Raw genomic sequence first — 24,912 nt, 5'->3', positions numbered from 1 at the left:
TGTAAACGTCACTCAGAAATTGAGTGTGATCTCGCCCATGTCGATCGCAACCAGCAGGGGCTCCTTCACCACCTGGTAGTCCCCTTCATACGCATACACCCGCCGCTTTGTCGGAAAGACAATCCCGTCAACATTCCGGTAATCAGACGCATAATTTAGTCCCGTCGCGCCCCCAAGAACATCCACCGTATAGTCGTGTCGCCGCAGCAGGCCATCCGGACCGAAGCAGGAAATCTGCTCTCGCGTATGGCTCTTCACAGAATCCGGGAAGCTCACCTTCAGCCGCCTCCACGTCTCGCCCTCTACCTCAATCGACGCGATCTCCTCGCTCTTGAAACCCGCATAGGTATAGAGAAAAGGAGTAGTCAAGTAAGTCCACAAAGCCTCGCCGCTGAAGTATGCAACATGAATATCGTCCCACGGCTTCTCTCGCTGATCCCCCTCAAAGGCCTTCTCCGGATCATCGCGAGCCTCGATCAACGTCCCGTCCGCCTTCTCCATCACGATCCGCTCCGGCTCAAACACCGACCGCTTATCCTGCCCCGGAAAATCCATCACCAGCCGTTCAACCTTCGCGTCGCACGTCACGACGACGTTCTTCAGATAGTCAAGCTTCCCCTTCACATACCAAAGCCCACCGCCAATCGAAGCCGCAACCTTCACCGACTTCACTTTGTTCCAACGCTCAAGCCCACCATGTGCTCTTACAGCCAAATCCAAAAGTTCGCTCATAACCCGACCTTACTCCAACCACCCCACCGTGAGAAGTGCACCAAAGCAAAAGCAAGCCTCCGTTTTTCTTTTAGTTGCATCGATATCTACTAGTTGGTAGTATCCCGCCGTGCAAGGTGATACCGCAGACCGAATCCTGGAATCCGCTCACGCCCTCCTCGCCGATCGCGGCTACTCGGCGTTCAGTTATGCGGATATCGCGGAGATGGTCAAAATCCGTAAGCCAAGCATCCATCACCACTTTCCTACCAAAGAGATTCTGGTCACTGCCGTCCTCAAACAGCATCGCAACAAGCTCGTCGCAGCCCTCAGCGATCTCACCCGGCGCGTTGACAGTCCGCTCAAGCGCCTCGACGCCTACGTTCTCCATTGGGAAAAATGCATTCGCGACAAAACCGAGCCCATCTGCATCGCCGCCCTGCTGGGCGCAGAACTTCCCACACTTCCGGAAGAGGTAAAGCTTGAAGTCAAGCGTTACTTCCGCGAACTCAAAGTGTGGATCCAGCAAACCATGGAAGAAGGCCGCGCCAAAGGCATCATTCAGCTCGAACAATCAGCCTCGACCGAAGCCGAAACATTCATCGCGCTGATCAACGGTGCCATGATCTCGGCCCGCACCTATGGGACGAGCAAAGTCTATACATCGGTCATGCAAGGCGCCCTGCGCAAGCTCTCCGCACAACTCTAAATTCAGATAAAGATAGTCAGGCGCTGACAATCACCTTAACCTTTTAGCGTAGTCTACCAACTAGAAGGTAGCCTACTTCCAATGCAACGCAACTCGAAAGGACCACTATGAAGTTCAGTCTCTTATCCACCCTCAGCGCCGCGCTCCTCTTTTCCGCAGCAGCCACACCCACCCCAGCCCAAACCCCATCGGCAACCGGCCCCACTCACAACGTGATCCTCGTGCATGGTGCCTGGGCAAACGGCGCGAGCTGGTCCAAGGTCATCCCTCTGCTCGAAGCCAAGGGCCTCAACGTCGTCGCCGTAGAGCTTCCCCTCACCTCACTCGAAGACGATGTCGCCACCGTCAAACGGGCCATCGCCATTGAAGATGGGCCGGTGCTTCTCGTCGGCCACTCCTACGGCGGCGTCGTCATCACCGAAGCAGGCAATGACCCCAAAGTCTCCGGCCTCGTCTATGTCGCCGCCTTCGCACCCGGCGACAACGGATCCATCAATCAGCTGAGCCAGGGCGGTACACCACCTCCCGGCATCGCAGAGCTTCGTCCCGACGCACAGGGCTTTCTCAAGCTCACGCAGAAAGGTGTCTCCGAGGACTTCGCTCAGGACCTCACCGCTGCGGAAAAGGCCAACATCACCGCCACCCAGGGCCCAACCAACGCCAAAGTGTTGAATGGAACCATCACCACTGCAGCCTGGCATCAAAAGCCCACCTGGTACGTCGTCTCCGCCAACGATCGCATGATCCCACCCGACGCCGAGCGCGCCATGGCCAAGGCAATGCATGCCGAAACCATCACGCTCCCCTCCAGCCACGTCGCCATGCTGTCGCATCCCGCACCCGTCGCCGCCCTCATCGAGAAGGCCGCAGCGTCCACTGGATCCGCCAAATAACCGTCTCTACCAACCGCAGGGCTGTCTCGCAACTCAAACGAGTCAGCCCTGCAAAAAATGAGCTCGTTCGATACTCAATGTTTCGTGCCGATACAACCTGCATAGGTGGAAAGAAATCGATCTCTCGCCACGCGATATCCCTCAATCGTCTGATAGCTTCGGTCCTTCGGCTCCTGATTCAAAAAATAAATCGTAGTCACCATCCTCGAGGCATCGTTCAACAGCACATAGATGCCTAAGACGCCACCTTCCAAGTTGTCTTTATCCAAACCACGAATATCGAGACCGTTAAGCTTCGGCTTCAACTCATAGTTTCGTGTGCTGTCCTTACTCGTCGCCAGCATATAGTCGAAGTTTTCGACCAAAATCTGCCTCATCTCCGCATAGTCCTTCTCCGGCAGAATCTCCACCTTCACGTTCGCGTAGAAGTCCTTTCCTGGATAGGCGAACATCACCCTTCGTCCCTCCACCATCCCTACCTGTTTTGGCCCCTTCGAGGTCTGAACCGTGCGCTCATGAACGCCTGGCGCAAGCGGCGATGTCTCCACAACCGACAACTCATCACTGAACTTGCAGCCGGTGTAACGATCGAATGTCGAACTGTCCGAGCGTGCGCTACCCTGCGCCACAAACTTGCTCTGCGCCGCCAACAAAGACAAAACCGAAAACAACATCAACCCGCTGCGAACCAGGATCGCCCTTTTGCTCATGGGCGAACCATATCTCGAATACACCCTTGAGCGGGCAAATATTCGACGTCTCGAAAAGCTAATTGTCAAAATCCTGTCAAGGCCCTCCCATGCGAAAACCCGCGCCCAGTAAGGCTTTTGTCGTGGCGTATTACCCCCAGTCAAACGTCTAAAATAGAAGAGGGAGCCAAATTTAGGACGCGCAAAACTCATCGAAACATATAGAGATCACAGGGTATCGCAACTACAACAAAACAAGTATTTTGCACGCAAGCCCTTTGAATAGAATATTTTACAGACACACCCTGTCCATAAACTAATCATTCTAAGCAACTTAGGCGCAAGATACCCCACAGGGGGGGAGGGGGGGTATCCCACAAAGGGATGGCTACCCAAATCGAACCCGTAACCGTAGACTGAAAGACGAAGAACATGGCAAATGCTTCTCAGAAGAGCCCGATCAAATTCATCGTCGCCACCGTCATCATCGTGGCCACGATCGCCTATCTCTCGTTCACCGGCGGACGCGACAACAAGAGCTACTACGTCACCATCGGCGAGCTGCAGGGCATGGGAAACAAGGCCTACGTCCGCCATCTCCGCGTAGCCGGGAACGTAGCCCCCGGTAGCATCCACCGCGTAGGCACCAACGCCACCTTTGATCTTCTCGAACAAGGCCACAAACTCTCAGTGGTCTATCAGGGCTCCGAGCCGCCACCCGACACCTTCAAGGATGACGCCCAGGCCCTCGCCGTCGGCACCTACGGCCACGACGGAGTCTTCCACGCCACTCAACTCCAGGCCAAATGCGCCTCCAAATACGCTCCCGCCCCAGCCTCTACAACCCCAGCCACCACCGCTGCCGCCACACTGCCTGCAATCAAATAACGCGAAGCGCAAAGATATGACGCAGACGGCAGAGACAACTCGTATCAGTGCTCCTCCATCCGCCGCCAGCACGGACTGCATCTCGCTCGAGTCAGTCTCTAAGATCTATGGCCGCTTCGCCGCGCTCCGCAACATCACCACCAGCTTCTGCACCGGCTCCTGCACCATCATCCTCGGCGAAAACGGCGCGGGAAAATCCACTCTCCTCCGCATGATCGCAGGCCTCATCACCCCCACTCGCGGCCGCGTCACCGTCTTCTCCGAAGCCCCGCACCAGCAGCGCCGCCGCGTAGCCTACATGAGCCACTCGCCCATGCTCTACGACGAGCTCACCGCGATGGAGAACCTCAACTACTTCTCCTCTCTCCATCGTGATGGAGGTTGCGCCTGCGTCGGCAACCCCGAGATGGCCCTCCGCGCAGTAGGCCTCGACCCCAAACTCGACCGCCCCGTAGGTCAATACTCCCAGGGCATGCGCCAACGCACCTCCCTCGCCCGCGTTCTCCAGACCGACCCAGAGATTCTCCTCCTCGACGAGCCATTCTCCAACCTAGACGCCGCCTCCGCACGCCACATGGTCGAACTCCTCGCCGACTTCCGCACCTGGCCCGTAGCTCCCGTCAACGGAGTAATGGGCGCCCGCACCCTCCTCCTCACCACCCATCAGTCCTCCCTCGCCGAACCCCTCGCGACCCGCACCCTGACCATGCGCAACGGCGAGATCGTAGACTCCCACTCGGACTCCAGCACCGAGGCCGCCGGGTGAAGCCCCCCGCCGCCGCCAAAACCAACGCCGCCCGCCTCCTCGACACCCTCGGCATCCCCTACGAGCTGCGTACCTACGAAGTCGATCCCGAGGATCTCACCGCCATCTCGGTAGCCCGCAAGATAGGCCTCCCCCCCGAACAGGTCTTCAAAACCCTCCTAGCCCACACGAACACGGGCGAACACGTCTTCGCCATCATCCCGGGCGACGCCGAACTGGACCTCAAAAAACTTGCCCAAGCCGCGAAGGCAAAAAAGACCGAACTAGCCTCCCTCAAAGAAGTAGAGCCGCTCACGGGCTACATCCGAGGCGGAGTCACCGTGATGGGAGCGAAGAAGACCTTCCCTGCCTACGCGGACGAGACCATCGAACTCTTCGACCAGATCTCCGTCTCCGCCGGTCAGCGCGGTCTCCAACTCCTGCTCGCACCCTCCGACTACATCCGGGCCGCCGACGCTACCCTCGCAGATCTCACCAAGGACATCGCGAAGGCATGAAGTATCTCCGGCACGTCTGGGACCACCTCCGCAAAGACCTCCGCCTCGAGTGGCGCTCCCGCGACTCCATCAACGGCATGCTCTTCTTCGCCCTGCTGGTAGTCGTGGTCTTCGGCCTCGCCTTCGACCCCACCAGCTACCCCACCATGACCCGCCAGATCTCCGGTGGCATCCTCTGGGTGGCCCTCCTCTTCGCCTCCATCACCGCCCTCAACCAATCCTGGGCACGCGAGCAACGCAACAACGTCCTCGAGGCCCAGCGTATGGCCCCCTCGCCCGCCTCCGCCCTCTTCCTCGGCAAAGCCCTCGCCAACATGCTCTTCGTCCTCGTTGTAGAGGCGGTGCTGGCCCCCATCTTCATCGTATTTTTCAATCTCCACGCCCTCGGCAACGTCTGGCTCCTCGCTCTGATCCTGCCTCTTGGTACCTGGGCTCTCGTCGTCAACGGCACCTTCTTCGCTGCTCTCGGCCTTCGCGCTCGCAACCGCGAACTTCTCCTCCCGCTCCTGCTCCTGCCCATCTCCCTCCCGGCTCTGCTGGCCATGGTCCAAGCCACCACCGGAGTCCTGACCGCCGACCTGGACCCGATCCAGATCGGCACCTGGATCAAGCAACTCCTCGGTTACGACATCATCTTCACCACGGTCTGCATTCTGCTCTTCGAGACCGTCCTGAACGCCGAATGACGACATTCGGGATAAACTAGGTCTATGGAGCAGCGCACCCCCACTCTCCGCAATGTCGCCTGGCTCTGGTTCGGGATCAGCGTCGCCGTGCTCGCTTTCGGCTTCCGCCAAGCCATCTTCCTTGTCCCAACGGATGCGGCGCAAGGCAACGTCGGACGCATCTTCTATTACCACGTTCCGATCGCGATGTTGAGTCTGATCTTTCCCTACGTCAACTTCGCGGCCTCACTCTTCTACCTTTACTGGCGACGTCGAGACCCCTTGAAGGCTCTTATGGCGGACGCCTTGGCTCTCGCTACTGCCGAAGTGACGGTCGTCTATTCGAGCATCTGTCTGCTTACCGGCATGCTCTGGGCACGCGCAACTTGGGGCATCTGGTGGACGTGGGATCCACGCCTTACCAGCATGCTTTTGCTGTGGCTCCTCTATGTCAGCTATCTGATGCTGCGCAGATTTTCCTCTGCCGGCCAGACCCACACTCTTGCTGCCGTCCTCTCCGTCTTTGCCGCGGTAGACGTCCCCATTGTCTACATGTCCATCCGCTGGTGGCGCACCCAACACCCAGCCCCAGTATTCGGTGGTGGCCCTGACTCCGGCGTTGACCCCTCAATGCTTCCCGCTTTCTATTGGAATCTTGCCGGCTGGACTATATGGGGAATTTGTATCGTCTTATTCCGTTTCGCACTTGAGCGCCGCCGCCAATTCGCAGAGCAGGAAGCCGCTCTGCAGGCCATCGAAGCTTCTTTGGAGATTCCACAATGACCTGGCGTTCTTTTTTTGACACGAGCACAATGCCTCATCGGCATTTGCTCTTCGCTTACATCGCTGTGTGGGTTATTCAGGGTGGGTACTTCGCATGGACTGCGTGGAATTGGGTTCATGTTCGGCGAGTCCGCCGCTAAAAAATCAACGAAGCCGCAGGGGGACCGCAGCTTCGTTGTCCGAGTAGGAATTGCACGTGATGCTATCGACCATCAGCATCGATCCCATAAACACTGGATGACGCATAAAAGTTTCGGAGACGTAATTTAGAATTCTCACGATCGCACTTCCTCTTGCCGCCCTTGCACCACCTCGATAGACTCCGAACAGTGCCAACGCCCCGCCGCTCTTCATTTCGGATCTCAATCGTCGCAGCATTCGCGATCCTCCTCGCCCTCTTCGGCTGCCATAGGAACCGTTTTCCTGACGTTCCAGCGGGTTATCGGGAGTACGCATACGTCAGCAATGCGGGATCGAATACGGTCACCGTACTTGATCTTGTCTACCTTCGTCAGGACCGCACGCTCCAGGTGGGCACGGACCCAACCAAGATGGCCGTCAATCCAACTCGAAATGAGGTTTATGTCGCCAATGCTCAGTCGGGCACGATTTCAGTCATCAACGCCGACGCGAATCGTGTTGTTGCGACGATCGCGGTCCGTCATCGGCCATCTTTCATCACCGTTGAACCTACCGGACACCGTGCTTATGTTGCCAACTACGGCTCAAACAGCGTCAGCATCGTTGACCTTGACCTCCGGCGCGAAGTCTCCGTCGCAGGGGCTGGCGAACAACCCGTTCAGGTGCATATCTCTCCTGATGGCCGCACTCTCGTGGTCACGAATCATGGGAGCAACAGCGTGTCCGTCTTCGATCTGATTCCCTATAGCGCCGGTTCCCCAGCGTCTGCTTCAGTTACACATCTTCGCTCGACATTTTCCGGCTGTCCGGGAGCCGCAGACACGGTAATTTTGCCCGACTCCTCAAAGGCCTTCGTGGCCTGCTCCGCAGGGCATCAGGTGATGGCGCTGGGTCTGGCGGCAGCGCCTGGATCGTGGGCTGCCAAACAAAATCCTTCGCTTACGGCGGACCGCATGCTTGCGTTGCTGGACGTTGGGAAAATGCCGGTTCATCTTGCGATGAAGCCGGATGGCGGTGAAATTTTCGTCTCAAACTTCGATTCCGACAGCTTCTCGGAGATTGCTACCTGGACCAATGAAGTTGGGGGAACTTACTCGATTGGTAACAAGCCGGTGCGGGGGATCGTCAGCCGCGACAACAGCACGCTATGGGTCGCGAACTCGGGTGCTGATTCGATTGGGCTTTATAGCATTGACGATGGGAAGCTGGCTGGCAGCGTTCGTACGGGATCTTCGCCGGATGCGCTTGCGTTTTCGGCGGATGAGCATCTTTTGCTGGTTGCAGATACACATTCCGGGGATATTGCGGTGATTCGGACGGAAGGAAAGCAGGGGCCAGCGCTTTTTACTATTCTTCCGGCTGGAATTTCTCCCAACGACATCGTGGTTAAAGCGCTTCGAGAAAAATAGTAATTTCAAGAAAAAAAATCTGGTGTGGTGGAGTCTGGTTTTTTGTTGTTTTGCTGGTTTTTTGAGGGGTGTTTTGCGAAAAGCGGGTGTTTGGCCGTGGTGTTTTGATGGTGTGATCGTGGTGGGATGCGTGGTTGAGATGGTGTTCTGACAGCGTGTTTTTGGGCGCTGAAAAATACGCCACGGTTTTGAATTATTTTTTATCGGGTCTGGTCTCTGACGCGTAAACAGGCAAAGACAAAATACAGGGATCCTTCCCCCTTCGACTTCGCTCAGGGTCAGGATGACGACTCCTTTCTATTTGGAAAGGGTTGATGTCAGACCTGGCGGGCTAGTACGAGGGTGATGTCGTCGGGTTGCTCGTCGGCACCGATCCAGGCGTCGAGGGCGAGCATGACCTGGCCGGAGATTACGTGCAGGGGCTGATCGCGGTAACGGGCGACCACCTCCATCATGCGTTCCTCGCCGAACTCGCCGAAGTCGTTCTCGGGTTCGGTGACGCCGTCTGAGTAGGCGACGAGAATATCTCCCGACTTCATTTGGAAGCGGTCCTCCTCGTACTGCATGCCGTCCATGAGCCCGACGACTGTTCCCCCTTTGTCGAGCCGTCTGATGTGTCCGTCCCGGCTCAGAACGAGGGGTGGAAGTTGTCCTGCGTTGGAGTAGGTCAGCATGGAGGAGGCGACGTCGTAGTGGGCGAGAAACAAAGTTGCATACTTTTCAGGCTGCGTACTTCGGTAGAGGTGACGATTGAGAAGGGAAAGAATGCGTCCCGGGGACTGGAAGAGCTCGTCGCAGTCTCCGCCACGGCCTTCCCTGCTGGCTGTGAGTCCTGCCACCGTGGACTCGCTGTAGACAAGCTCCTCACTTGCGAAGCGGTAAGCTCGCACGGCCGAGTGAAGGGTTGCCATGAGCAGGGCGGCTGAGATTCCCTTCCCGCTGATATCGCCGATGGCGATGCCTACGCCGGTCTCACGCCGGTCGACCATGCCGGCATGGGCTTCTTCGTGGAAGACGAGAAAGTCGTAGTAGTCGCCGCTTACGGATCGGGCTGGGCGACAGATTCCGTGCAGATCGAGGGTCGCGAGTCCCTGCGCGTGTAGCGGGAAGAGATTGGCCTGAACCTCCTGGGCGATGGAGATCTCGTTCTGCAGACGCTCCTTCTCCTTCTGTTCTTCGAGGAGCCGCTGCAGGGATCCAGACATGGTGTTGAAGGAGCTGCTTAGCTCGGCAAGCTGGTCATCACTCTTAACGCCGATACGGTAGTTGAAGTCGCCGCGGTCGATGTGCTCGGTTGCGCTGTAGAGATCAGCCACGGACGAGGTGATGGAGCGGCTGAGGCCGATGGCCATCCACAGCGCCAGCAGCTCAATGAGGGCAAAGACAACGCAGAGGAGGATGATGCCAATGCGCAGAACGCTGGTTACGATTCCGCCTAGCGAGGAGCCGAATAGCTGGTTATAGAGGAGAGAGGGCCGGGATTGGACCGCGATGAGAACGTTGTCCCGCTCTCCTGTGTCCCAGTCGGTGATCGGTTCGGTCGAAGTAAAACTGACGCGGGTGTCTGCGACGTTGACGGCTGGGGGCTCGGTTCCACCGACGATCCAGGACGACCCTGCATCGATCCCATCGGCTCCGACCGCGAATCTGACCTTCTGACGCGATTTCTGGGAGGGAGCGGGCGTTCCCGCATTGTTCTCTCTGCTGATCTCATTGGCGGTTCTTCCGGCGCGCTGGGGCAGCAGGCTGGCCTGTCCAAGTCCCTCCGAGATCAGTTTGAGAACAGCGCTGTCAACCGGCAGGCTCGACATAAGAGTGAAGACGCGTCCGTCGTTCCACTTTTTCTGATGAAGGGTCACGAGATAGAGTTCGCGTCCGTCGAGAACGAGACCTGAGAACTCCCCTCCCGGCAGTTCGGTCGCCCAGGGAGGAAGACCGAAGGGAGCTTTGCCACGAATTGGACCGATGTCGACTGCGGCGCCGTTAAGAAAGGCGCGGATTACGCGATGCAAGTGCAAGCGAGGCATATCCAGTCGTGTGACCTCTCCGGCCTGTTCGATGGTCTGGATCTCGCTACCGATTTGTTGCCCGCTGTCCTTTGGACGTTCGGCGACGAGCGCAGTGGTGAGATCGGCGCGATGTCCGGTCTCGTTTCTCATTTGGATCAACTCAGCCTGTAGCCGGGAGTCTGTGAGGTGAATGGCGAATTGACCTGCTGCTACGTAGGCCAGGACGCCCACCAGGGTGAGAAACAGAATCACCGGGGCAAGACCGATGAGGAGATAAGTGAGGATCAGCTTGTTGCGAAGGCTCCAGAGGAGATGCTTGCGTATGAGCTGCCAGGCTAGGGGGATGGCGACGGAGACGAGAGCGATTCCAACAAAGAACTGGAGGATCCCTAAAAAGGTTCTGAATCCGCCTGAGAACAAGTGGCGAACAAACAACACGCAGAACCACAAGCCAAGCCAGACCGCTGCGCCGGCAAGTCCTGTCGGAATCCGTTCTCTGAGCTTGGTGAGAACGCGCGGCCCGGTAGGGCTATTCGCGTCTTGCATCGTTCGCCGCCTCCAGCTCCGCCTGACTTGCCAGCTTTAAGGTATAACGCGTTGCCGAAAAATGTGCCCCGGCCAGCAGGAGCAGACCGGAGAGAAACGCCCACATCATCAACCCTACCGAAATATAAAACGGCCCATAGACGGACTGGAAGTCCAGCCAGGGGAGCGCCCTGATATAGAGATACTTCGCCGCTTGCCATAGCAGACCGATCACGATGGCGGTTGGCAGCACGGCGCGCGCCGGAATCTTTCTGTAGGGCAATACCCAATAGATTAGAAAGAAGAGCAGTATGCTGGCAAACCCGGCGCAGAGCTTGAGAAAGCCGTAGGAGACGAAGTGATAGACGACGTTTTCGGTATGGCCGAAGAAGAGCCAGGAGAGAATCGTCTGCTGGCTTGCGGTGGAGGCGACCGACGCCATGGCCAGGACACCAACGGCGAATGCGAGTCCCAGAGATACAGCCTGGTTGTGGAGGTAGTTTCGGTTCTGGCGAACTCCCCAGACCCGGTTTAACGCTACCTCCAGAGGAAGAAAGACGCCGGTTGAGGTGACGAGTAGCATGACGAGCGAAAACAGCTGGGTTCCTTTGTGAGGGTGGGCCAGCAGCTGCATGTTTCGCATGACGAAGTCCTGACCGACCGGCAGGAGATTCTTCATCATGTCACCGACGATCGCCTCCATGGAACGGGAGTGAAAGACGCTGCGGGACAGAGTCAAGAGCAGTACGATGAAGGGGAAGAGCGAAAGGATCACGTTGGCCGCGACGCTGAACGCGTAGGTATGGACCTCAGTCCGGGCCATGTAGCGGGCCAGGGCGGCGATCTGCGCCGCCAAACCATACTCCCGAACGACGGGGGCAACGTCTTCGATCGGCTTTGGCGGCAGATCGTGCTGATCGGTCTTCGACGACGCGGCTGCTTCGTGTTTACCAGGGAGAATCGATGGCATAGGAGAATTCGATGCAATATCGGCGAGGGGCGACCGGTGACGCACTCCGATGCTAGCAGAGGGTGTCTGCTTTGGTGGTAGCTAATCTTTGCTTATGATTGCTGGCCGTTCTGGAGCGGTTGTAAGGGTGTGGATACGCGCCAGGGCCCACTGGGATGACTCCGCGAGGACGGGATCTTCGGCGGTGCTCCATTGCTGGAGTTGGGGGATGAACTGCGTTTCGCCACTGTTTCCCATTGCGATGGCGACGTTGCGGTGCAGTCGCTTTAGACGGGTTCGTTCCAGGGGCGAGCCTTTGAACCATTGCTTAAATGTTGCGGAGTCCATCTCTGCGAGCCACGCCAAGGGTGGATTGATCAACTGTTTTCGTGCGAGCATGCCCTCGTTTTGAGAGGTTGGAGCGCGGCGGTTCCAGGGACAGACGTCCTGGCAGATATCGCAGCCGAAGACCTGGCGGCCCATGGGTTCGCGCAGCTCCTCTGCGATAACACCTTTTTTTTCGATTGTGAGATAGGCGATGCAGCGTGACGCATCCATCTCGCGCGGCGCCACCAGTGCGTTTGTGGGGCAGGCGTCGATGCAGCGGGTACAGCTTCCGCAGCGGTCCGCAGGGAGTTCGAAGGCGAGCTCGGACGACACGGGAATGGAGGTGACGATGACGCCGAGGAGAAGCCATGAGCCTAGTTTTTGATCGAGGACGCAGGTGTTCTTGCCGATCCAGCCTATGCCGGCTTTCGCAGCGGCGGCGCGCTCGACGAGGGGGCCAGTGTCTACGTAACAGCGTGTCTGGCAGGCGAAACGCTCTTGAAGGTTCGACTCGATTTTTCGGAGGCGGCTTAGGAGTTCGTCGTGATAGTCGGTGGGGATTAGGTCGTCGGTGTCTGTGGAGCTGTTGCGTCCGCTCCAGGCATAGCGGGCGATCCATCCGGTTCCGGGGCCGGATTGGTCGATGGATAGTGGGGCGGCTACGTTATAGTTCAGGGCGCAGACGATGACCGATCGCGCCCAGGGCATCGCGATCTGGACGTGACTGCGTAGCAGAACTCCTTGCTCGTTGCGGCGCTTGAGATAGTCCATCTCACCGGCTCTGCCGGCTGCGATCCAGGCTTCGAATCGATTCGCGTCGAGATGCGGCTGCGTGATTTCGGGGTCTGGGGAGGCGACGGCTGCTACTCCTGCAGTGTCGAAGCCGGAGCGCAGGGCCAACTCACTCAGCCAGAGCTTGAGGTCGGAGGTCCATGCCGCAGCGTTTTGTGCTGGCTCTACGAACAAACCCGTTTCCTCGAGGATGACTTTTGTCTGCTTGCGTCTAGAGTAATTCGCGGAGGGTGTTGCAGAGAATACTTGGCTCGAGATCAAACTGTTTCATCGTCGCGTGGATCGGCGGGGATAGATGGCATTGCACCAGACACACCTTTGCCGGTAAACTTGTCATAGCTGGGGAGGGCTTTCGAATCATCGGAAGACTACTCGGTCACAAGTCACTATCAACGGACGTGCGCCATTCGGATCTTGCGACTGCTGGTAATGCAGCTGCCGTCGATAGGTTAGTTACAGTTTCCTCAGACTGGAATTAACACCACAACTGGCGCCGCTGCTTCGGTCAAGCTGAAGAGTGGTCCAGGTGATTGATGAAAATGCGGAGAGTTGGCAGAGCCCGGTTGAATGCACCTGACTCGAAATCAGACATAGGCGTAAGTCTATCGGGGGTTCGAATCCCTCACTCTCCGCCATTCCTTTTCTAAACCCTTATCTTCCAACGCTATCCGGTAAACAACCCCAATGAAATCTTGGATATAGCGGCTTCGGCTTTAAGTCTTCTTAAGCCACCTTAAGCGTTCGTTATACCTCACCGAGCCAAAAAACGGGTACGAAAACGGGTACGAGACGTGGAAAAGTTTCGCTTTTATTTCGCCTGCACTATTCCCATGCCCGTCGTGCGGATGTTCTATTCGGAGATGGCGTTCACGTACAACGTCTGCTTCCTTCAGGGACAGACCCTAAGGACGGTGTCTCTAACTGGGTCAGCTTCTGGGACCTCGCTCGTAAGAAGAACTGGCCGAAGAAGTATGGCTCGTCCACCGTCACTCGCATCAGGAAGGCGATGGTTGAGGACAAGACTTTGATGGAAGAGGTCTACATCTCGGATGAGAAGAAGAAAAAGCCTCCTGGCTATGTCCGTCTTCCGAACAAGGCTGGTGTCCGGGTTGAAACCTCAGCGAAGTACAAGAAGTTCGAGGGTGCTGCTAAGGAAGTGGACTGTGAATAACCCACCTGACATAGACACCCTCAACCTCGATGAAGTGGTGTCGTTCCCTGTGGACGGCTCTCCTTCTTCACTCCCTGACCTACCAAAGAGACTCCGTCTGCGTGGACTCATCATGACTGACGACTCTATTACCGAGGTTGACCTCACCCGCAAGCGCACAGCTAACAGTCTTCAGGACAGCAGGCAAACTTAGCCATCCTGAAGACAAATCATTCATTCATTAGTTATGCATATATGGGTTCTGGTGCCTCTTCGAAAACTAGTTTCTTTGAAGCATTGACTCGTGGGGTGATAGTTGCCGTCAATCGCACCACGTAAGCACCGGGACCCGGCTGAGGGTCATGGTAAACGAGCGCGAGCATACCGTTTCCATCCATAGGAGCCAAGTTCACAGGATTACGACCGCCGAGCAATAGAGCTGAGTACTGAACGTCTTGAGTATTGTTAGGTCTCTGAAACGCAAAACTTGCAGGGAGAGCAAATGAGTCCGACCCATTCCAGTCATTTGGGGCCGAAGCTCCAGTGAAGGCTGGGTTCCAAGTAAATATTTGGCTGGGACTAGGTAGGTCATTGTCTTGCTGAACGCTAATGTTGAATGTTGTGGTTTTGGGTAACCCAGCTGTGGCGTTTCCCCACTGAGCGATGTTGTTTTGAAGATAAAGGTTTCAAGCTTCATCAACCTCGGCAACAGATATTTCATAAATGATTCTAGTGACTGACATCTTGTTATTCCTCTGCTTTTGAATTGTTGTTACTGGCCCGTGTGCTTTTTGACTCTGCGCGTGAGGAAAGTTAGCGAGATTTGTAAATTTAATTTCGTCTCTTTTTGATGATCAAACTCCACTACTGAAGAGGGGTAGATTAACTCGAAAGTATTAACGACTGTTGCCCTGAAGGTAGGACAAGAAAAATATGAGCACCAAGTTCCAAATCAATCTAGACATCAGCAGCACCGCAGTGCTAACCGACGCTCTCGGCATCATCCGTAAGTTTGAGACGGATTCCAAGTTTGACCCTTGGGGTATTTTCATCGACGCTCGTGGCCAGCGTGATCCAGCCGTAGTTCATGCTGCGGTGACGGGATGTCTCGCTCCCCATAACAAACCTGCAACACCAACTAACCTTTCGCTTACGTCTGGACCAAACGTGGCTCAGATTAACCCTGATGGAACAGTCAACAATCTCATCGTGGTTGAGTGGGACTCTCCGAAGGACAAACTCTCTGTCGGTGTTGACGTTCAGTATCAGCTATGCGGGACAACATACTGGATATCGGTTGCTCGTACCTCACCTTACCAGAACCTCCAGTGGATCGGTAACACTGTCCCGGGTAAAAGCTACGACGTCCGCATTCGTTCCGCTCGTGCTGATGGATCAACTTCCTCATGGCTCACCTTCCATAACTACACCGTGTCTGGTGTCCAGAAGTCCGCAGGAGGCAAATAATGTCTGACTCGCGACACACCGACTTCACACTCGATGATGAGAGCCGCTACCACCTAGCAGCTTTCTTTCTGCTCGTCCGTAAAATCTCGGAAATATTCCAAGCCGCGTTCCCGCTGGAGATTACGAATTGGGACCCACTTGGATATGCGGAAGAGTTGAAGCGATATACCGATTACTCCAAGTATTCCCGCAAGCTGGCATTCATCGCAACAGAGGCTAACAAGAATTTCAGCGACCTGACCTTCGGAGACACACCTCCCACCGACCCGCTCTCCGACTTCATGGACACACTCCTCCCTCATCAACAGAGCGAACTGAAGCGCATCTTGGCTGGTGAGCAGAGCTAATGGGCGGCGCTCAGCACACCTTACTGCTGTTCTGGAATTGTCATGAAAGCAGGTGGTGCGTGGCCACCCGATACACACAAGACAGAAGCCGTTGAGCCATTGGGCACATCGGAATTCACAGTGAAAATCTCACGGTCATAAGCATTCGCATACTGATCCGTTGGTGTTATCACCCAAATTCTCGGGCCTATGGCAAGTTCGAACTTATACTGACCCGACCCCGTCAGCAGTGTCTGTACTTCGGTTTTACGAGGTACTCGCCACTTAACTCCGTCTGCATTGAGATGGTATTACGTTCTGGTGAGCCAACTCATATATCGGTTTCTGATCGGCATCAGCCCCTGGAAGTGGTGTCTTTGGATATATTTTCTCTTCCGTCTCTCGCGACTTGGGTTGGAGCTTATTCCGACAGATCCCGATCAGCACGGCGGAGTCGGCTTTTTGGGGATGTCTCCCCTGGCGATCGCCCCTACCGCATTCGTTGTTTGTGGGTCGATCGGATCAACGTGGCGAACTGAAATTCTGCATCACGGAGCGCATCTGATGAATTTCAAAATCGACGCGATCGTGCTGCTGGCAATCGTGCTTATAGGCGCTATGGGACCGCTTATCCTGTTCGTTCCAAAGTTTGGGCGCCTTCATCGTCAGGGCATTCTGCAATATGGAACCCTCGGTCAACTTCACAGCGTCGATTTTCACAAAAAGTGGATTCTCAATCGAAAAGGACACGACGAGGAGTTTTTGACTGCGCCTGAGATAAGCACTCTCACCGATTACGACAGTAGCTATGAGAATGTCGAGAAGCTTCAGCCGTTTCCAGTCGACCGCGGCGCGACGGTCGGCCTCGTCTTGGCAATCGTAATCCCACTTCTCCCGGTGGTCCTCGCCGAGATCCCTTTCGTAACGGTCGTGAAAGGACTTTTAGCCGCGGTAAAGTAGTGGTCCCTCACGGAGACAGTTGGAAACTCGCACCCGGCCTTTCGGCGTTGAAGGTCATCCTTACAACAATCCGGTTTAGCCCGGCGCTCTCCGGGTTGCCCGTCACTCGGACGCAATCTCGAGACGGCCGTGGCAATCTGCGCGCTTCCAACCGGAAGACTTCCGTTGAATTCTCCTAACACTCTGCGAATTTCTCGACCATTGGGGATTCGAAGGCGATGGAATTGGGGACGGACAACGCGGCTTCTGTTCCCGCCGCGGCGCGGCTCCAAACTCTGAGCCCGGCGCCAACTCTTTCTGCCCGTTCGCACATCCGAGGGAACCCCCAACGTTCCTCGCGTCCCGTACGCAGCACTTGAGGATCGATCCCGCAACCGTCGTCGCGGACGACTATCCTGAAGCGCTTGGATGCATACTCAAGCTCGACTTCGATGCGCCTGGCTCGGGAGTGGCGGAACGCATTCACCAATAGTTCCCGGCCGATGCGATAGACCTCGTCGCGAATGAGCGGATGTAGTTTTCGGGCCGCACCTAACACGATGACCTGAAAATCAATTTGCAGTTCGATGCCCAAATCTTGCGAGATTCGGAAAAATGCCTGCCCTAAGTCGTCGAAGTCTGAATCGGAGTCTGAATTAGATGAGCGGAGTCCTCGAAGGGCGTTGCGGCCTTCTTCCATGACGTGTCTCATCAATTCGAGAACGCTTGACGGCAGCTTCGCGGGCGAATTCGCGGGTAGCTGGTCCACTGCAACATCTAGCTGCATAGCTGCGCTGACAATATCTTGCTGCACGGTATCGCGCAGGTCTTGGGCAATTCTCTTACGCTCAGCTGCGCGTCTCTCGAGACGGGCACCCATCTCCCCGAACGTTGGCCCCAAACTAAACGCATAGGGGCTTCTATACGCAAGAGATAATCCATCGAGCCGCATGACAGATTCTCCTTTTTTCAAGTGAAGGCCGACTTCCTGACTTTCTTACGCTCATCAGCCTGGGACCCGGGTGCAGCATGAAGCTATCAAGAACGCCCGTGTTCGAGCTTTGACTGGATCGTAGCGGCGAGGGATGCTCGTGTCCATTACATGTTCCTGCTAGGAGGCGATCGCAGGCCATCACTCGGAATGGCAGAAAAAATTTAATGGACGCTCAATCTAAGGTTCACTAGATTCAACGTCAGAACGTGGAAGCAAGAAGCGTTCCGGGCGCCATGGATCAGTATCTTGCGTAAGTAGACGTTGCTACGCTTGCTGCGAAGCAACTTGGCCTTGCCGCCGGTCGAGCACTGTCCCGGCACGATGCCGAGCCATGCGGCAAACTCTCGGCCTTTACGGAATGCAGCACCGTTGCCGATAGCGGCAACGATATTCGTCTGCCCCATTTTCATGGTGATGCTTTTGCCAAAGGAAGCGTCAAAAGGAACTTTGTCAAAGAGACCGTAAACGCCAGGAATGGAAAGAGTCCCACCCTTGCGGACGGCCTGAATCGCCTGTCGAAGCACGCTGGGCCTGTCCGTTTTCAGGGTAAGCGCGGGGTCTTAGCCGTGTGTACGGGGAAGATGGCGTCTTAATATAGGATTCCAATTCGTTTGCGGCGTCGGGAAATCGGCCGGCATGTCTGCGGGATGAGCCGTTTGTTATTTTCCCTTAGGGTCAGTTGGGTCAGTTTTGCAAGATGCTGCGCGGGCGAGCAGGAGGTCGCGCTCTCGAGTGTTGCGGGTAAGTGCGGCGGCGCGTTCGAACTCGATGCGGGCTTCGGCGCGGCGGCCTAGTTTGTAGAGGAGGTCGGCGCGGACGCTGGGGAGAAGATGGTAGCGCGAAAGAGAGGTTTCGGAAGCGAGGTCGTCTACGAGTGTGAGGCCGGCCTGGGGGCCGTGGGCCATGGAGACGGCTACGGCACGGTTGAGTTCGATGACGGGGGATGGAGTGAGGTGGGCAAGCTCGGTGTAGAGTACGACGATGCGGTTCCAGTCGGTTTCGGATGGCGTGCGGGCGCGGGCGTGGCAGGCAGCTATCTCGGCTTGGAGGAGATAGGGGCCACGGGTGGTGTTGATTTTGTGAGCGCGTTCGATTGCGGTTAGCCCGCGATGGATGAGGAGTTGATCCCATTGGGTGCGGTTTTGATCGAAGAGTAAGACCGGTTCGCCGGTGGAGGTGATGCGGGCGCGGGTGCGGGAGGCCTGGATCTCCATGAGGGCGACCAGGCCGTGGACTTCCGGTTCGGTGGTAGTTAGTTCAGCGAGGATGCGCCCGAGGCGGAGCGCGTCTTCGCAGAGGCTGGGGCGCATGAGGTCGTCGCCGGTGGTGGCGGAGTAGCCCTCGTTGAAGATGAGGTATATGACTTCGAGGACTGAGGAGAGGCGAGCGGCGAGTTCGGGGCCGTGGGGGACTTCGAAGGGGATGTGCTTGTCGGCGAGGGTGCGTTTGGCGCGGACGATGCGCTGGGCGATGGTGGGTTCGAGGGTGAGGAAGGCGCGGGCGATCTCGTCGGTGGTAAGGCCCCCGAGGAGACGGAGGGTGAGGGCGGCGCGGGACTCGGTGGGGAGGATGGGATGGCAGGCGATGAAGACGAGGCGGAGGAGGTCGTCGCTGATGGTGTTGTCGAGAGTGGAGTCGAGGTCGGGCGAGGTTTGTTCGAGGGCTTCGAGTTCGCGGGCGAGCACTTCGTGTTTGCGCTCGGCGACGGCGTTGCGGCGGAAGAGATCAATGGCGCGGCGTTTGGCGGTTGCGGTGAGCCATGCCGCGGGATTATCGGGTACGCCAGATTGCGGCCACTGTTCGAGTGCGGCGACAAGTGCCTCTTGCGCGAGGTCTTCAGCGAGGCCGACGTCGCGGGTGAGGCGCGTGAGTCCGGCGATGACGTGCGCGGACTCGATGCGCCATACGGCTTCGATGGTGCGATTTGTGGCGTGATGTGGATCGGCAGCGGACACTGCTACCGATCACACCAGCTTCGTTCTGTGGATGCAAGGGTGGTTATTTGTTGGCGGTCTGATTCGGCAGCTCAGCCCGTTTCGCTACTTTATGCTGGATCTGCTCTTCGGACAGGACAGATGCCAAGTCTTCCATCTCAAAGATCTGGCGGATTTCGACTTCGGAGTCGCTGCCCGGGTTGCAGTTGGGCGCACGCTTGACCCACTCAATGGCCTCTTCGAGGGACTTGACTTGCAAGATCGAGAAGCCGGCGATGAGCTCCTTGGCCTCGGTGAAGGGGCCGTCGACGACGGTACGAGACTTGCCGGAGAATTTGACTCGTGCGCCTTTGGAGCTGGGATGGAGGCCATCGAGGGCGAGCAGCACGCCAGCCTTGCTGAGCTCTTCGTTGTACTTGCCCATCTCGAGCAGGAGCTGTGGATCGGGGAGGGCGCCTTCTTTTTCTGACTCCGGGGTTGCTTTGACGATGACCATGAATCGCATTGCGAAATCTCCTTTGGGTTGAGCGATGGTGTGGCTTGTTTTCGGGTTAGCAATTCGTGAACTAACCGGTGACTCAGATCAAGAGCCCAGATGGATCGCTGTTGGTCGCTATCGTACTGGCTCTCTGCTGATACGTCGAACGGGGTGTGGCCGAATCGACATGAGAACGGAATTTTAATTAATTATTTTTCGGGGAGACGAAGGGTGGCCCAAATTACGGATTTTGTTGAGGCAGCCTTCGCGGCTGGGGCTTGGCCTGAACTGTCCGAACTCATCGGTCAAATTCTGCATGAGGTAGCCACTGTGTCGCATCCTGATTGGTTGAGGCATTACTAGACATCCGTCATCCCCCCAAAAAACGATACTTCAGTCGGCCAATGACAAACTGCACGGCTAGATATACGGCCCGGTGCTGATCCGCCTGCGTCGGTTGTGCGCATCGCAGAACCGACCAGGTCTCCCCAGAGGACTCTCCACGGCCTTCTGCGGATATTGCAGAGAAGACAGGCAACTGCCCGGGCTCGTCTTAGCGCGAGCCCACAATTTCCGCAATGCGGTAATACTGCCGCCGAGCCTCGTTGTGCGAAAAAATAACCGGGTTATGTTTGACCTTGCGCCGGATGTCTTGAACAGCCGTATAAGCATATTTTTTGAAACGGTCCGCGACCGGGTGCTTGCCGGGAGAAGAGGGTGTAATTCCCGCCCGGCGCAGGTAGTAGTTAGCTTTAAAAAGATTCTCCCAGACGCGTTCATGAAACTGGAAATTGATATTTAGGCTTATAGAGACGTTGTCTCCGTTTTGGAGCCAGTGCGGTGTGTTGACAGGGCTGTGTACTCCGACGCCCGGGCGCAGATGGTAAACCATGGCGCGCGGTTCATACTGTGGTTTGTATACCGCCGAAAGGTTGTCGACCATCCAATATTTTTCCAGTTCGGCATCCGGGAGCACGTCCTTGTCGGCGCGATCGAAAAAGTGAATATCCTTGTCGCCCTTGATTTGAAACAGCCATGAGCATTCACGGTCGATGTGGTATTCGGTGACTCGGTTAGGTGAAGTGATAAAGAGAATTGCTTCAAACCACTTGATTTGTTCAAGGATCTCTTTGCCAGCAAGATCCAGGATTTCGCAGATGCAGTTTTCGAAGACTTCACGGTAACCAGGTTCGCGCTCAATGTGCTTTAGGATGATCCAGGTTTGCCCCGTTTCAATCTCATGTATCAGACTGTTGAGATCAATCTTTGCCCAATCGTGCAGATCAAGCCTGGAATTCCCCACTGACGCGCCACGCTCGACGTGAATGTCGCCCTTCGGATGATGCGGCTTTTCGCGCGTGGCTATTCGCTGGGATAACTCGGCCAGCGCACCAAGTTCAAATAGTGGATTCCCGGAGAGAGTGTGCTGAACTTCATGGGGAAGTCGATTGAAATTCTGCGAAAACACGTCGCGATCACAACGAACGATAGATTCTTGCTGAACCAGCATTGGACATCCTCTCTTGAGCTAACTCGCACGAATCGCGACCTAGTCCTAAGGCAAAACAGCTACTACAGGATCAATCATCTACCCCCACATCACTGCCTGTCATTGCTTCCGATCCCGTTGGACATCATTTGACAATCGGATGACAAGCCAATGACAACTGTGGACTGCAGACGGGGTCTCCTTATCGGTAGGGATAAGATCATCTCGTTTCAGAAGGGAGTTTATGTCAGCCCAGAGTGCTATCACCTCGGACCTGAAATCGGAAGGCACAGTTTTCGGCTTTGACACGCCTCGATTCCGAGAGGACTTTGACGAAAAGTCATTCGAGTTTAGACATATCTTTAGCGTCGGACATCCCCTCTTTACTCGGGAACGCATGCGTCATCTGCTGACCAATCCCGCAACAAAGAACAATGTTTATTACAATGCTGGCGACATTCGTGTCGACCAGCGCTGGGATTCTGTGCCCGCGCGAACAAAGCCGGTGGAAGAGGTCTTCGATTCAGTCCACAACTCGGGTGCATGGATCGCACTGTTACGCGTGAACGAGGATCCTGAATATAATTCGCTGCTAGCAGATTGCTTAAATGAGCTGAAAAAGCTGAGCGGACGGCCTATCGACGATGACAAAAAAACTCAGGAAGCAGATATTTACATCACCTCACCGCGACGAGTGACCATGTATCACATCGACCCTATCTGCAATTTCTTGATGCAGATCAGCGGAGAAAAACAAATCCACATCTTCGATCGTAGGGACCGAGACGTATTGCCCGAAGAAGAGTTGGAACGATATTGGTCGCTGAGCGACTACTCAGTCACTTATCCACGGGAGCTGGAAGATCGCGCAGAAGTGTTCACTCTACGTCCCGGCACAGGTGTTCATATCCCCTTGAACAACCCGCATTGGGTGCAGAACGGTGATGAAATCTCCGTCTCACTAAGTATCAACTACCAATATAAAGATGATCGACGCAAAAATATTTACTTGGCCAATTACTATCTACGGCAAGCGGGCCTAAAACCGAAGCCTCCAGGAAGCTCGAAAATAACAGACCACATAAAAGCTTCCGCCGTAGCTGTGGGTCGAAAAATAGACAATCAATTAAAAAAGCTGAAACCGACAAATCAGAGTGCAGCGAAGATCTGATCCTCCGACTCTGCGGTCCAGGCATTTTCCATCACACCTGACATCAAGAAGATGAAGACACAAGAATTCATTTCGCGCCCAGAACCACGCCGACGCAAAATGATCACCGAGGTATGGGCACTGGTCCGACCGCGCCAATGGCCTCTTGCAGGCACATTTTTCTTGATGATTGTGGAACGATGCTGCAGTTTTTTTGTACCCGTCTCGTCTCGCTTTCTGATTAACGATGTCATGTACAGGCATCAGACCAGTCGACTACCTCTGATCCTCGGAGCCGTTGTCACCTCTACCTGTATCAGCGCTACCATAACCTACTTCTTAGATCGATATCTTGGTGTTACCGGCCAGCGCCTTATCGCAGAACTGCGGGCTCAGGTTCAGGCTCATGTCGGGCGCCTGCCTATTTCCTTCTATGATAAAAACCGCACCGGTACCCTGGTCGCCCGCATCATGACAGACGTTGAGAGCGTCCGCAACTTGGTTGGCGCCGGCCTGCTGGACTTTGTGGGGGGAATCCTCACAGCTGTCATCGCTCTAGCGATATTGATCCACATCAGCACTCTTATGACCGCGCTCACAATTGGTCTCTTGATTTCTTTTGGTTGGTTTTTGAAGAGGGCCCTTGGGGTAACGCGCCCCCTCTTTCGTGAACGTTCTCGCATTAGTGCAGAGGTCACGGGTCGACTTACCGAATCGCTCAACGGGATAAGGGTTGTTAAGGGCTATCACGCCGAAGCCAGCGAGGCCCGAATTTTTGTGGAAGGTGCAAATCGCATCCTCAAAAACATCACTCTTTCGATTACTTCTCAAGCCTTTTTGTCGCTTTGTAAAACCATGGTCCTAGGGGCTGTTGGTGCGCTCATCATGTATCTCGGAGCAAGGGAGGTCAATACGCATCGCCTCGACGTTGGCGGCTACGTAGAATTCACCATGCTTCTGGCTTTTATGGTCGCGCCTATCGCGATGTCAGTCAGCATTGGTACTCAACTGACAGAAGCTTTCGCCGGACTCGACCGCACCCTAGAAGTCCTCAACGAACCTGAAGAAGACGAAGGGGCCGGTCGCACCGCGGTACTCGAACCGATCATAGGGCACATCACATTCAAGAACGTAGCCTTTGCTTATACTCCGGGTGAGCCTGTGTTGCATGGCCTCACCTTCGACTCTGAGCCTGGCACGGTCACTGCTCTAGTGGGTTCATCCGGATCGGGGAAATCAACTGTCATTTCGCTCATCTGCGGTTTCCACACTGCAGGCTCGGGCCAGGTTTCAATCGACAATGTGGACCTCAGCACGATCCGACTTAGCAATCTTCGCCAACAGCTCGGCGTTGTGCTCCAGGAAACTTTTTTGTTCGATGGCACCATCCGAGAAAATATTCTCTTTAGCCGTCCGAACGCGACCGACGAGCAACTGTACCAAGCCTGCCGAATAGCCCGGGTGGACCAATTCACTGAGTGTTTTCCCGGGCGATACGAAACTATCGTTGGTGAGCGAGGTATCAGATTGTCTGGCGGCCAGCGCCAGCGGATCTCCATCGCTCGTGCAATCCTCGCCAACCCTCGTATCCTAATTCTAGATGAGGCCACCAGTTCCCTCGACTCAGAATCCGAAGCCCTGATCCAGAGCGGCTTGGACTATCTCATGCAAGGTCGCACGACTTTTGTTATTGCCCATCGCCTCTCAACCATTCGGCGTGCCGACCAGATCCTCGTGCTGGAGAAGGGACGCATAGTCGAGCGTGGCAACCACGAATCGCTCTACCGGCGCCATGGGCGCTACTTCGATCTTTACACTCGTCAACATGGCCTCGAGGCCAATCTTTTTTTGGCGCCCGGTGAAGGCGACAAGGTGCTTCAATGAGCCAGCAAGCTGCGGACATGTCAGACTCAAGGGTTGAAAGCGCAATGGGCGAATTCAACATGACTACCGCAAAGTCACAGTTTCGGTCGAGTCCTCCCATACCACGATGGGCTCTATTATTGTTTTTTGTTTCGGCAGTATTTCTTTACCTAAGAACCTTTCTTCTTCCCACCGTTCCCCTTCTTACAGTGGGCGACGAGTCACACTACTTTCTTCACGCTCTTCGCATGATGCATGGACAGTTGCCTTACAGAGACTACTTCACATTTGTCCCTCCAGGGACCGATCTACTCTATGCTGGGATCTTCCGGCTTTTGGGGGTTCATCAATGGGTAGTACAAGGCCTGC

Annotated in this window: 24 protein-coding genes, 1 tRNA gene and 1 pseudogene; 16 read left to right on the top strand and 10 right to left on the bottom strand. The window is 55.8% G+C overall.

Annotation, left to right across the window (positions count from 1 at the left end; genetic code table 11):
- Window positions 1–12 precede the first annotated feature (12 nt).
- Window positions 13–732: a hypothetical protein gene (locus RBB77_RS10675; protein ID WP_353067216.1), complete on the bottom strand. Its 720-nt coding sequence runs from the start codon at window positions 730–732 to the stop codon at window positions 13–15.
- A gap of 109 nt (window positions 733–841) precedes the next feature.
- Here RBB77_RS10675 and RBB77_RS10670 point away from each other — a divergent pair, with 109 nt between their 5' ends.
- Together RBB77_RS10670 and RBB77_RS10665 are read left to right on the top strand one after the other, a co-directional pair.
- Window positions 842–1,420, top strand: coding sequence for a TetR/AcrR family transcriptional regulator (locus RBB77_RS10670; protein WP_353067214.1), 579 nt, complete (start codon window positions 842–844; stop codon window positions 1,418–1,420).
- Window positions 1,421–1,527: 107 nt separating this feature from the next.
- Complete coding sequence (locus tag RBB77_RS10665; RefSeq protein WP_353067212.1) at window positions 1,528–2,313, top strand: alpha/beta fold hydrolase; 786 nt, start codon at window positions 1,528–1,530, stop codon at window positions 2,311–2,313.
- Window positions 2,314–2,387: 74 nt separating this feature from the next.
- On the opposite strand, the gene RBB77_RS10660 is transcribed toward RBB77_RS10665, so the two are convergent.
- Window positions 2,388–3,023, bottom strand: coding sequence for a hypothetical protein (locus tag RBB77_RS10660; protein WP_353067210.1), 636 nt, complete (start codon window positions 3,021–3,023; stop codon window positions 2,388–2,390).
- A gap of 411 nt (window positions 3,024–3,434) precedes the next feature.
- Between RBB77_RS10660 and RBB77_RS10655 the strand changes: the two genes are divergently transcribed.
- The 6 genes from RBB77_RS10655 to RBB77_RS10630 all read left to right on the top strand — a co-directional run bounded on the left by RBB77_RS10655 (window position 3,435) and on the right by RBB77_RS10630 (window position 8,151).
- A complete protein-coding gene (locus tag RBB77_RS10655) occupies window positions 3,435–3,890 on the top strand; it encodes a cytochrome c maturation protein CcmE (RefSeq protein WP_353067208.1) in 456 nt (151 codons plus the stop codon).
- Between the two features lie 16 nt (window positions 3,891–3,906).
- Window positions 3,907–4,656, top strand: a complete 750-nt coding sequence (locus RBB77_RS10650; RefSeq protein ID WP_353067206.1) for an ABC transporter ATP-binding protein — start codon at window positions 3,907–3,909, stop codon at window positions 4,654–4,656.
- Window positions 4,653–5,153, top strand: coding sequence for a Cys-tRNA(Pro) deacylase (ybaK, locus tag RBB77_RS10645; RefSeq protein WP_353067203.1), 501 nt, complete (start codon window positions 4,653–4,655; stop codon window positions 5,151–5,153). The genes RBB77_RS10650 and ybaK overlap by 4 nt, the downstream gene beginning before the upstream one ends.
- A complete protein-coding gene (locus RBB77_RS10640) occupies window positions 5,150–5,839 on the top strand; it encodes a heme exporter protein CcmB (RefSeq protein ID WP_353067201.1) in 690 nt (229 codons plus the stop codon). The genes ybaK and RBB77_RS10640 overlap by 4 nt, the downstream gene beginning before the upstream one ends.
- A 24-nt stretch (window positions 5,840–5,863) precedes the next feature.
- The gene (ccsA, locus tag RBB77_RS10635) at window positions 5,864–6,601 is read left to right on the top strand and encodes a cytochrome c biogenesis protein CcsA (RefSeq protein ID WP_353067199.1); all 738 of its coding nucleotides are present in this window, start codon (window positions 5,864–5,866) and stop codon (window positions 6,599–6,601) included.
- A 329-nt stretch (window positions 6,602–6,930) separates the two neighbouring features.
- Entirely contained in the window at window positions 6,931–8,151 is a 1,221-nt protein-coding gene (locus tag RBB77_RS10630; RefSeq protein WP_353067197.1) for a beta-propeller fold lactonase family protein, read from the top strand.
- A 317-nt stretch (window positions 8,152–8,468) separates the two neighbouring features.
- On the opposite strand, the gene RBB77_RS10625 is transcribed toward RBB77_RS10630, so the two are convergent.
- From RBB77_RS10625 to queG, 3 genes are all read right to left on the bottom strand, one after another.
- A complete protein-coding gene (locus tag RBB77_RS10625) occupies window positions 8,469–10,706 on the bottom strand; it encodes a PP2C family protein-serine/threonine phosphatase (RefSeq protein ID WP_353067195.1) in 2,238 nt (745 codons plus the stop codon).
- Window positions 10,690–11,655 (bottom strand): YihY/virulence factor BrkB family protein, encoded by a 966-nt coding sequence (locus RBB77_RS10620; protein ID WP_353067194.1) that lies wholly within the window; start codon window positions 11,653–11,655, stop codon window positions 10,690–10,692. The genes RBB77_RS10625 and RBB77_RS10620 overlap by 17 nt, the downstream gene beginning before the upstream one ends.
- A gap of 81 nt (window positions 11,656–11,736) precedes the next feature.
- Entirely contained in the window at window positions 11,737–12,927 is a 1,191-nt protein-coding gene (gene queG / locus RBB77_RS10615) for a tRNA epoxyqueuosine(34) reductase QueG (protein WP_353067192.1), read from the bottom strand.
- A gap of 369 nt (window positions 12,928–13,296) precedes the next feature.
- Between queG and RBB77_RS10610 the strand changes: the two genes are divergently transcribed.
- The 6 genes from RBB77_RS10610 (at window position 13,297) to RBB77_RS10585 (ending at window position 16,656) form a co-directional block, all read left to right on the top strand.
- Window positions 13,297–13,388 (top strand) — tRNA-Ser (locus tag RBB77_RS10610).
- 371 nt (window positions 13,389–13,759) lie between these two features.
- Window positions 13,760–13,924: a hypothetical protein gene (locus RBB77_RS10605; protein WP_353067190.1), complete on the top strand. Its 165-nt coding sequence runs from the start codon at window positions 13,760–13,762 to the stop codon at window positions 13,922–13,924.
- Window positions 13,917–14,117, top strand: a complete 201-nt coding sequence (locus RBB77_RS10600; protein ID WP_353067188.1) for a hypothetical protein — start codon at window positions 13,917–13,919, stop codon at window positions 14,115–14,117. The genes RBB77_RS10605 and RBB77_RS10600 overlap by 8 nt, the downstream gene beginning before the upstream one ends.
- Window positions 14,118–14,836: 719 nt before the next feature.
- Window positions 14,837–15,370, top strand: coding sequence for a fibronectin type III domain-containing protein (locus RBB77_RS10595; protein WP_353067186.1), 534 nt, complete (start codon window positions 14,837–14,839; stop codon window positions 15,368–15,370).
- The gene (locus tag RBB77_RS10590) at window positions 15,370–15,717 is read left to right on the top strand and encodes a hypothetical protein (RefSeq protein ID WP_353067184.1); all 348 of its coding nucleotides are present in this window, start codon (window positions 15,370–15,372) and stop codon (window positions 15,715–15,717) included. The genes RBB77_RS10595 and RBB77_RS10590 overlap by 1 nt, the downstream gene beginning before the upstream one ends.
- Window positions 15,718–16,260: 543 nt before the next feature.
- Window positions 16,261–16,656, top strand: a complete 396-nt coding sequence (locus RBB77_RS10585) for a hypothetical protein (protein WP_353067182.1) — start codon at window positions 16,261–16,263, stop codon at window positions 16,654–16,656.
- A gap of 175 nt (window positions 16,657–16,831) precedes the next feature.
- Here RBB77_RS10585 and RBB77_RS10580 read toward each other — a convergent pair whose 3' ends face one another.
- The 5 genes and pseudogenes from RBB77_RS10580 to RBB77_RS10560 form a co-directional block, all read right to left on the bottom strand.
- On the bottom strand, window positions 16,832–17,608 hold the full coding sequence (locus tag RBB77_RS10580) for a sensor histidine kinase (RefSeq protein ID WP_353067180.1): 777 nt from the start codon (window positions 17,606–17,608) through the stop codon (window positions 16,832–16,834).
- A gap of 182 nt (window positions 17,609–17,790) precedes the next feature.
- Window positions 17,791–18,024 (bottom strand): annotated as a pseudogene (locus RBB77_RS10575) (transposase); the annotation flags it as partial.
- A gap of 264 nt (window positions 18,025–18,288) precedes the next feature.
- Entirely contained in the window at window positions 18,289–19,584 is a 1,296-nt protein-coding gene (locus RBB77_RS10570; protein ID WP_353067178.1) for an RNA polymerase sigma factor, read from the bottom strand.
- 43 nt (window positions 19,585–19,627) lie between these two features.
- Entirely contained in the window at window positions 19,628–20,068 is a 441-nt protein-coding gene (locus tag RBB77_RS10565) for a YciI family protein (protein WP_353067176.1), read from the bottom strand.
- 526 nt (window positions 20,069–20,594) lie between these two features.
- Entirely contained in the window at window positions 20,595–21,551 is a 957-nt protein-coding gene (locus RBB77_RS10560) for a hypothetical protein (RefSeq protein WP_353067174.1), read from the bottom strand.
- Between the two features lie 223 nt (window positions 21,552–21,774).
- Between RBB77_RS10560 and RBB77_RS10555 the strand changes: the two genes are divergently transcribed.
- Window positions 21,775–22,701 carry a cupin-like domain-containing protein gene (locus RBB77_RS10555; RefSeq protein WP_353067172.1) on the top strand — a complete coding sequence of 309 codons (927 nt, stop codon included), beginning with the start codon at window positions 21,775–21,777 and terminating at the stop codon, window positions 22,699–22,701.
- 51 nt (window positions 22,702–22,752) lie between these two features.
- The gene (locus RBB77_RS10550) at window positions 22,753–24,564 is read left to right on the top strand and encodes an ABC transporter ATP-binding protein (RefSeq protein ID WP_353067170.1); all 1,812 of its coding nucleotides are present in this window, start codon (window positions 22,753–22,755) and stop codon (window positions 24,562–24,564) included.
- The last annotated feature ends 348 nt before the right edge of the window (window positions 24,565–24,912 follow it).

The organism is Tunturibacter psychrotolerans, from assembly GCF_040359615.1.
Classification (GTDB): Bacteria; Acidobacteriota; Terriglobia; order Terriglobales; family Acidobacteriaceae; genus Edaphobacter; species Edaphobacter psychrotolerans.
This window is presented reverse-complemented; position numbering and strand designations above follow the sequence as displayed.

Coding starts and splice junctions, on each gene's coding strand:
- RBB77_RS10660 (WP_353067210.1), bottom strand. CDS start 3,023: ATGAGCAAAAGGGCGATCCTGGTTCGCAGCGGGTTGATGTTGTTTTCG.
- RBB77_RS10595 (WP_353067186.1), top strand. CDS start 14,837: ATGAGCACCAAGTTCCAAATCAATCTAGACATCAGCAGCACCGCAGTG.
- RBB77_RS10665 (WP_353067212.1), top strand. CDS start 1,528: ATGAAGTTCAGTCTCTTATCCACCCTCAGCGCCGCGCTCCTCTTTTCC.
- RBB77_RS10650 (WP_353067206.1), top strand. CDS start 3,907: ATGACGCAGACGGCAGAGACAACTCGTATCAGTGCTCCTCCATCCGCC.
- RBB77_RS10625 (WP_353067195.1), bottom strand. CDS start 10,706: ATGCAAGACGCGAATAGCCCTACCGGGCCGCGCGTTCTCACCAAGCTC.
- RBB77_RS10590 (WP_353067184.1), top strand. CDS start 15,370: ATGTCTGACTCGCGACACACCGACTTCACACTCGATGATGAGAGCCGC.
- RBB77_RS10655 (WP_353067208.1), top strand. CDS start 3,435: ATGGCAAATGCTTCTCAGAAGAGCCCGATCAAATTCATCGTCGCCACC.
- RBB77_RS10565 (WP_353067176.1), bottom strand. CDS start 20,068: ATGCGATTCATGGTCATCGTCAAAGCAACCCCGGAGTCAGAAAAAGAA.
- RBB77_RS10555 (WP_353067172.1), top strand. CDS start 21,775: ATGTCAGCCCAGAGTGCTATCACCTCGGACCTGAAATCGGAAGGCACA.
- RBB77_RS10620 (WP_353067194.1), bottom strand. CDS start 11,655: ATGCCATCGATTCTCCCTGGTAAACACGAAGCAGCCGCGTCGTCGAAG.
- RBB77_RS10560 (WP_353067174.1), bottom strand. CDS start 21,551: ATGCTGGTTCAGCAAGAATCTATCGTTCGTTGTGATCGCGACGTGTTT.
- RBB77_RS10675 (WP_353067216.1), bottom strand. CDS start 732: ATGAGCGAACTTTTGGATTTGGCTGTAAGAGCACATGGTGGGCTTGAG.
- RBB77_RS10605 (WP_353067190.1), top strand. CDS start 13,760: ATGGTTGAGGACAAGACTTTGATGGAAGAGGTCTACATCTCGGATGAG.
- ccsA (WP_353067199.1), top strand. CDS start 5,864: ATGGAGCAGCGCACCCCCACTCTCCGCAATGTCGCCTGGCTCTGGTTC.
- RBB77_RS10550 (WP_353067170.1), top strand. CDS start 22,753: ATGAAGACACAAGAATTCATTTCGCGCCCAGAACCACGCCGACGCAAA.
- RBB77_RS10585 (WP_353067182.1), top strand. CDS start 16,261: ATGAATTTCAAAATCGACGCGATCGTGCTGCTGGCAATCGTGCTTATA.
- RBB77_RS10640 (WP_353067201.1), top strand. CDS start 5,150: ATGAAGTATCTCCGGCACGTCTGGGACCACCTCCGCAAAGACCTCCGC.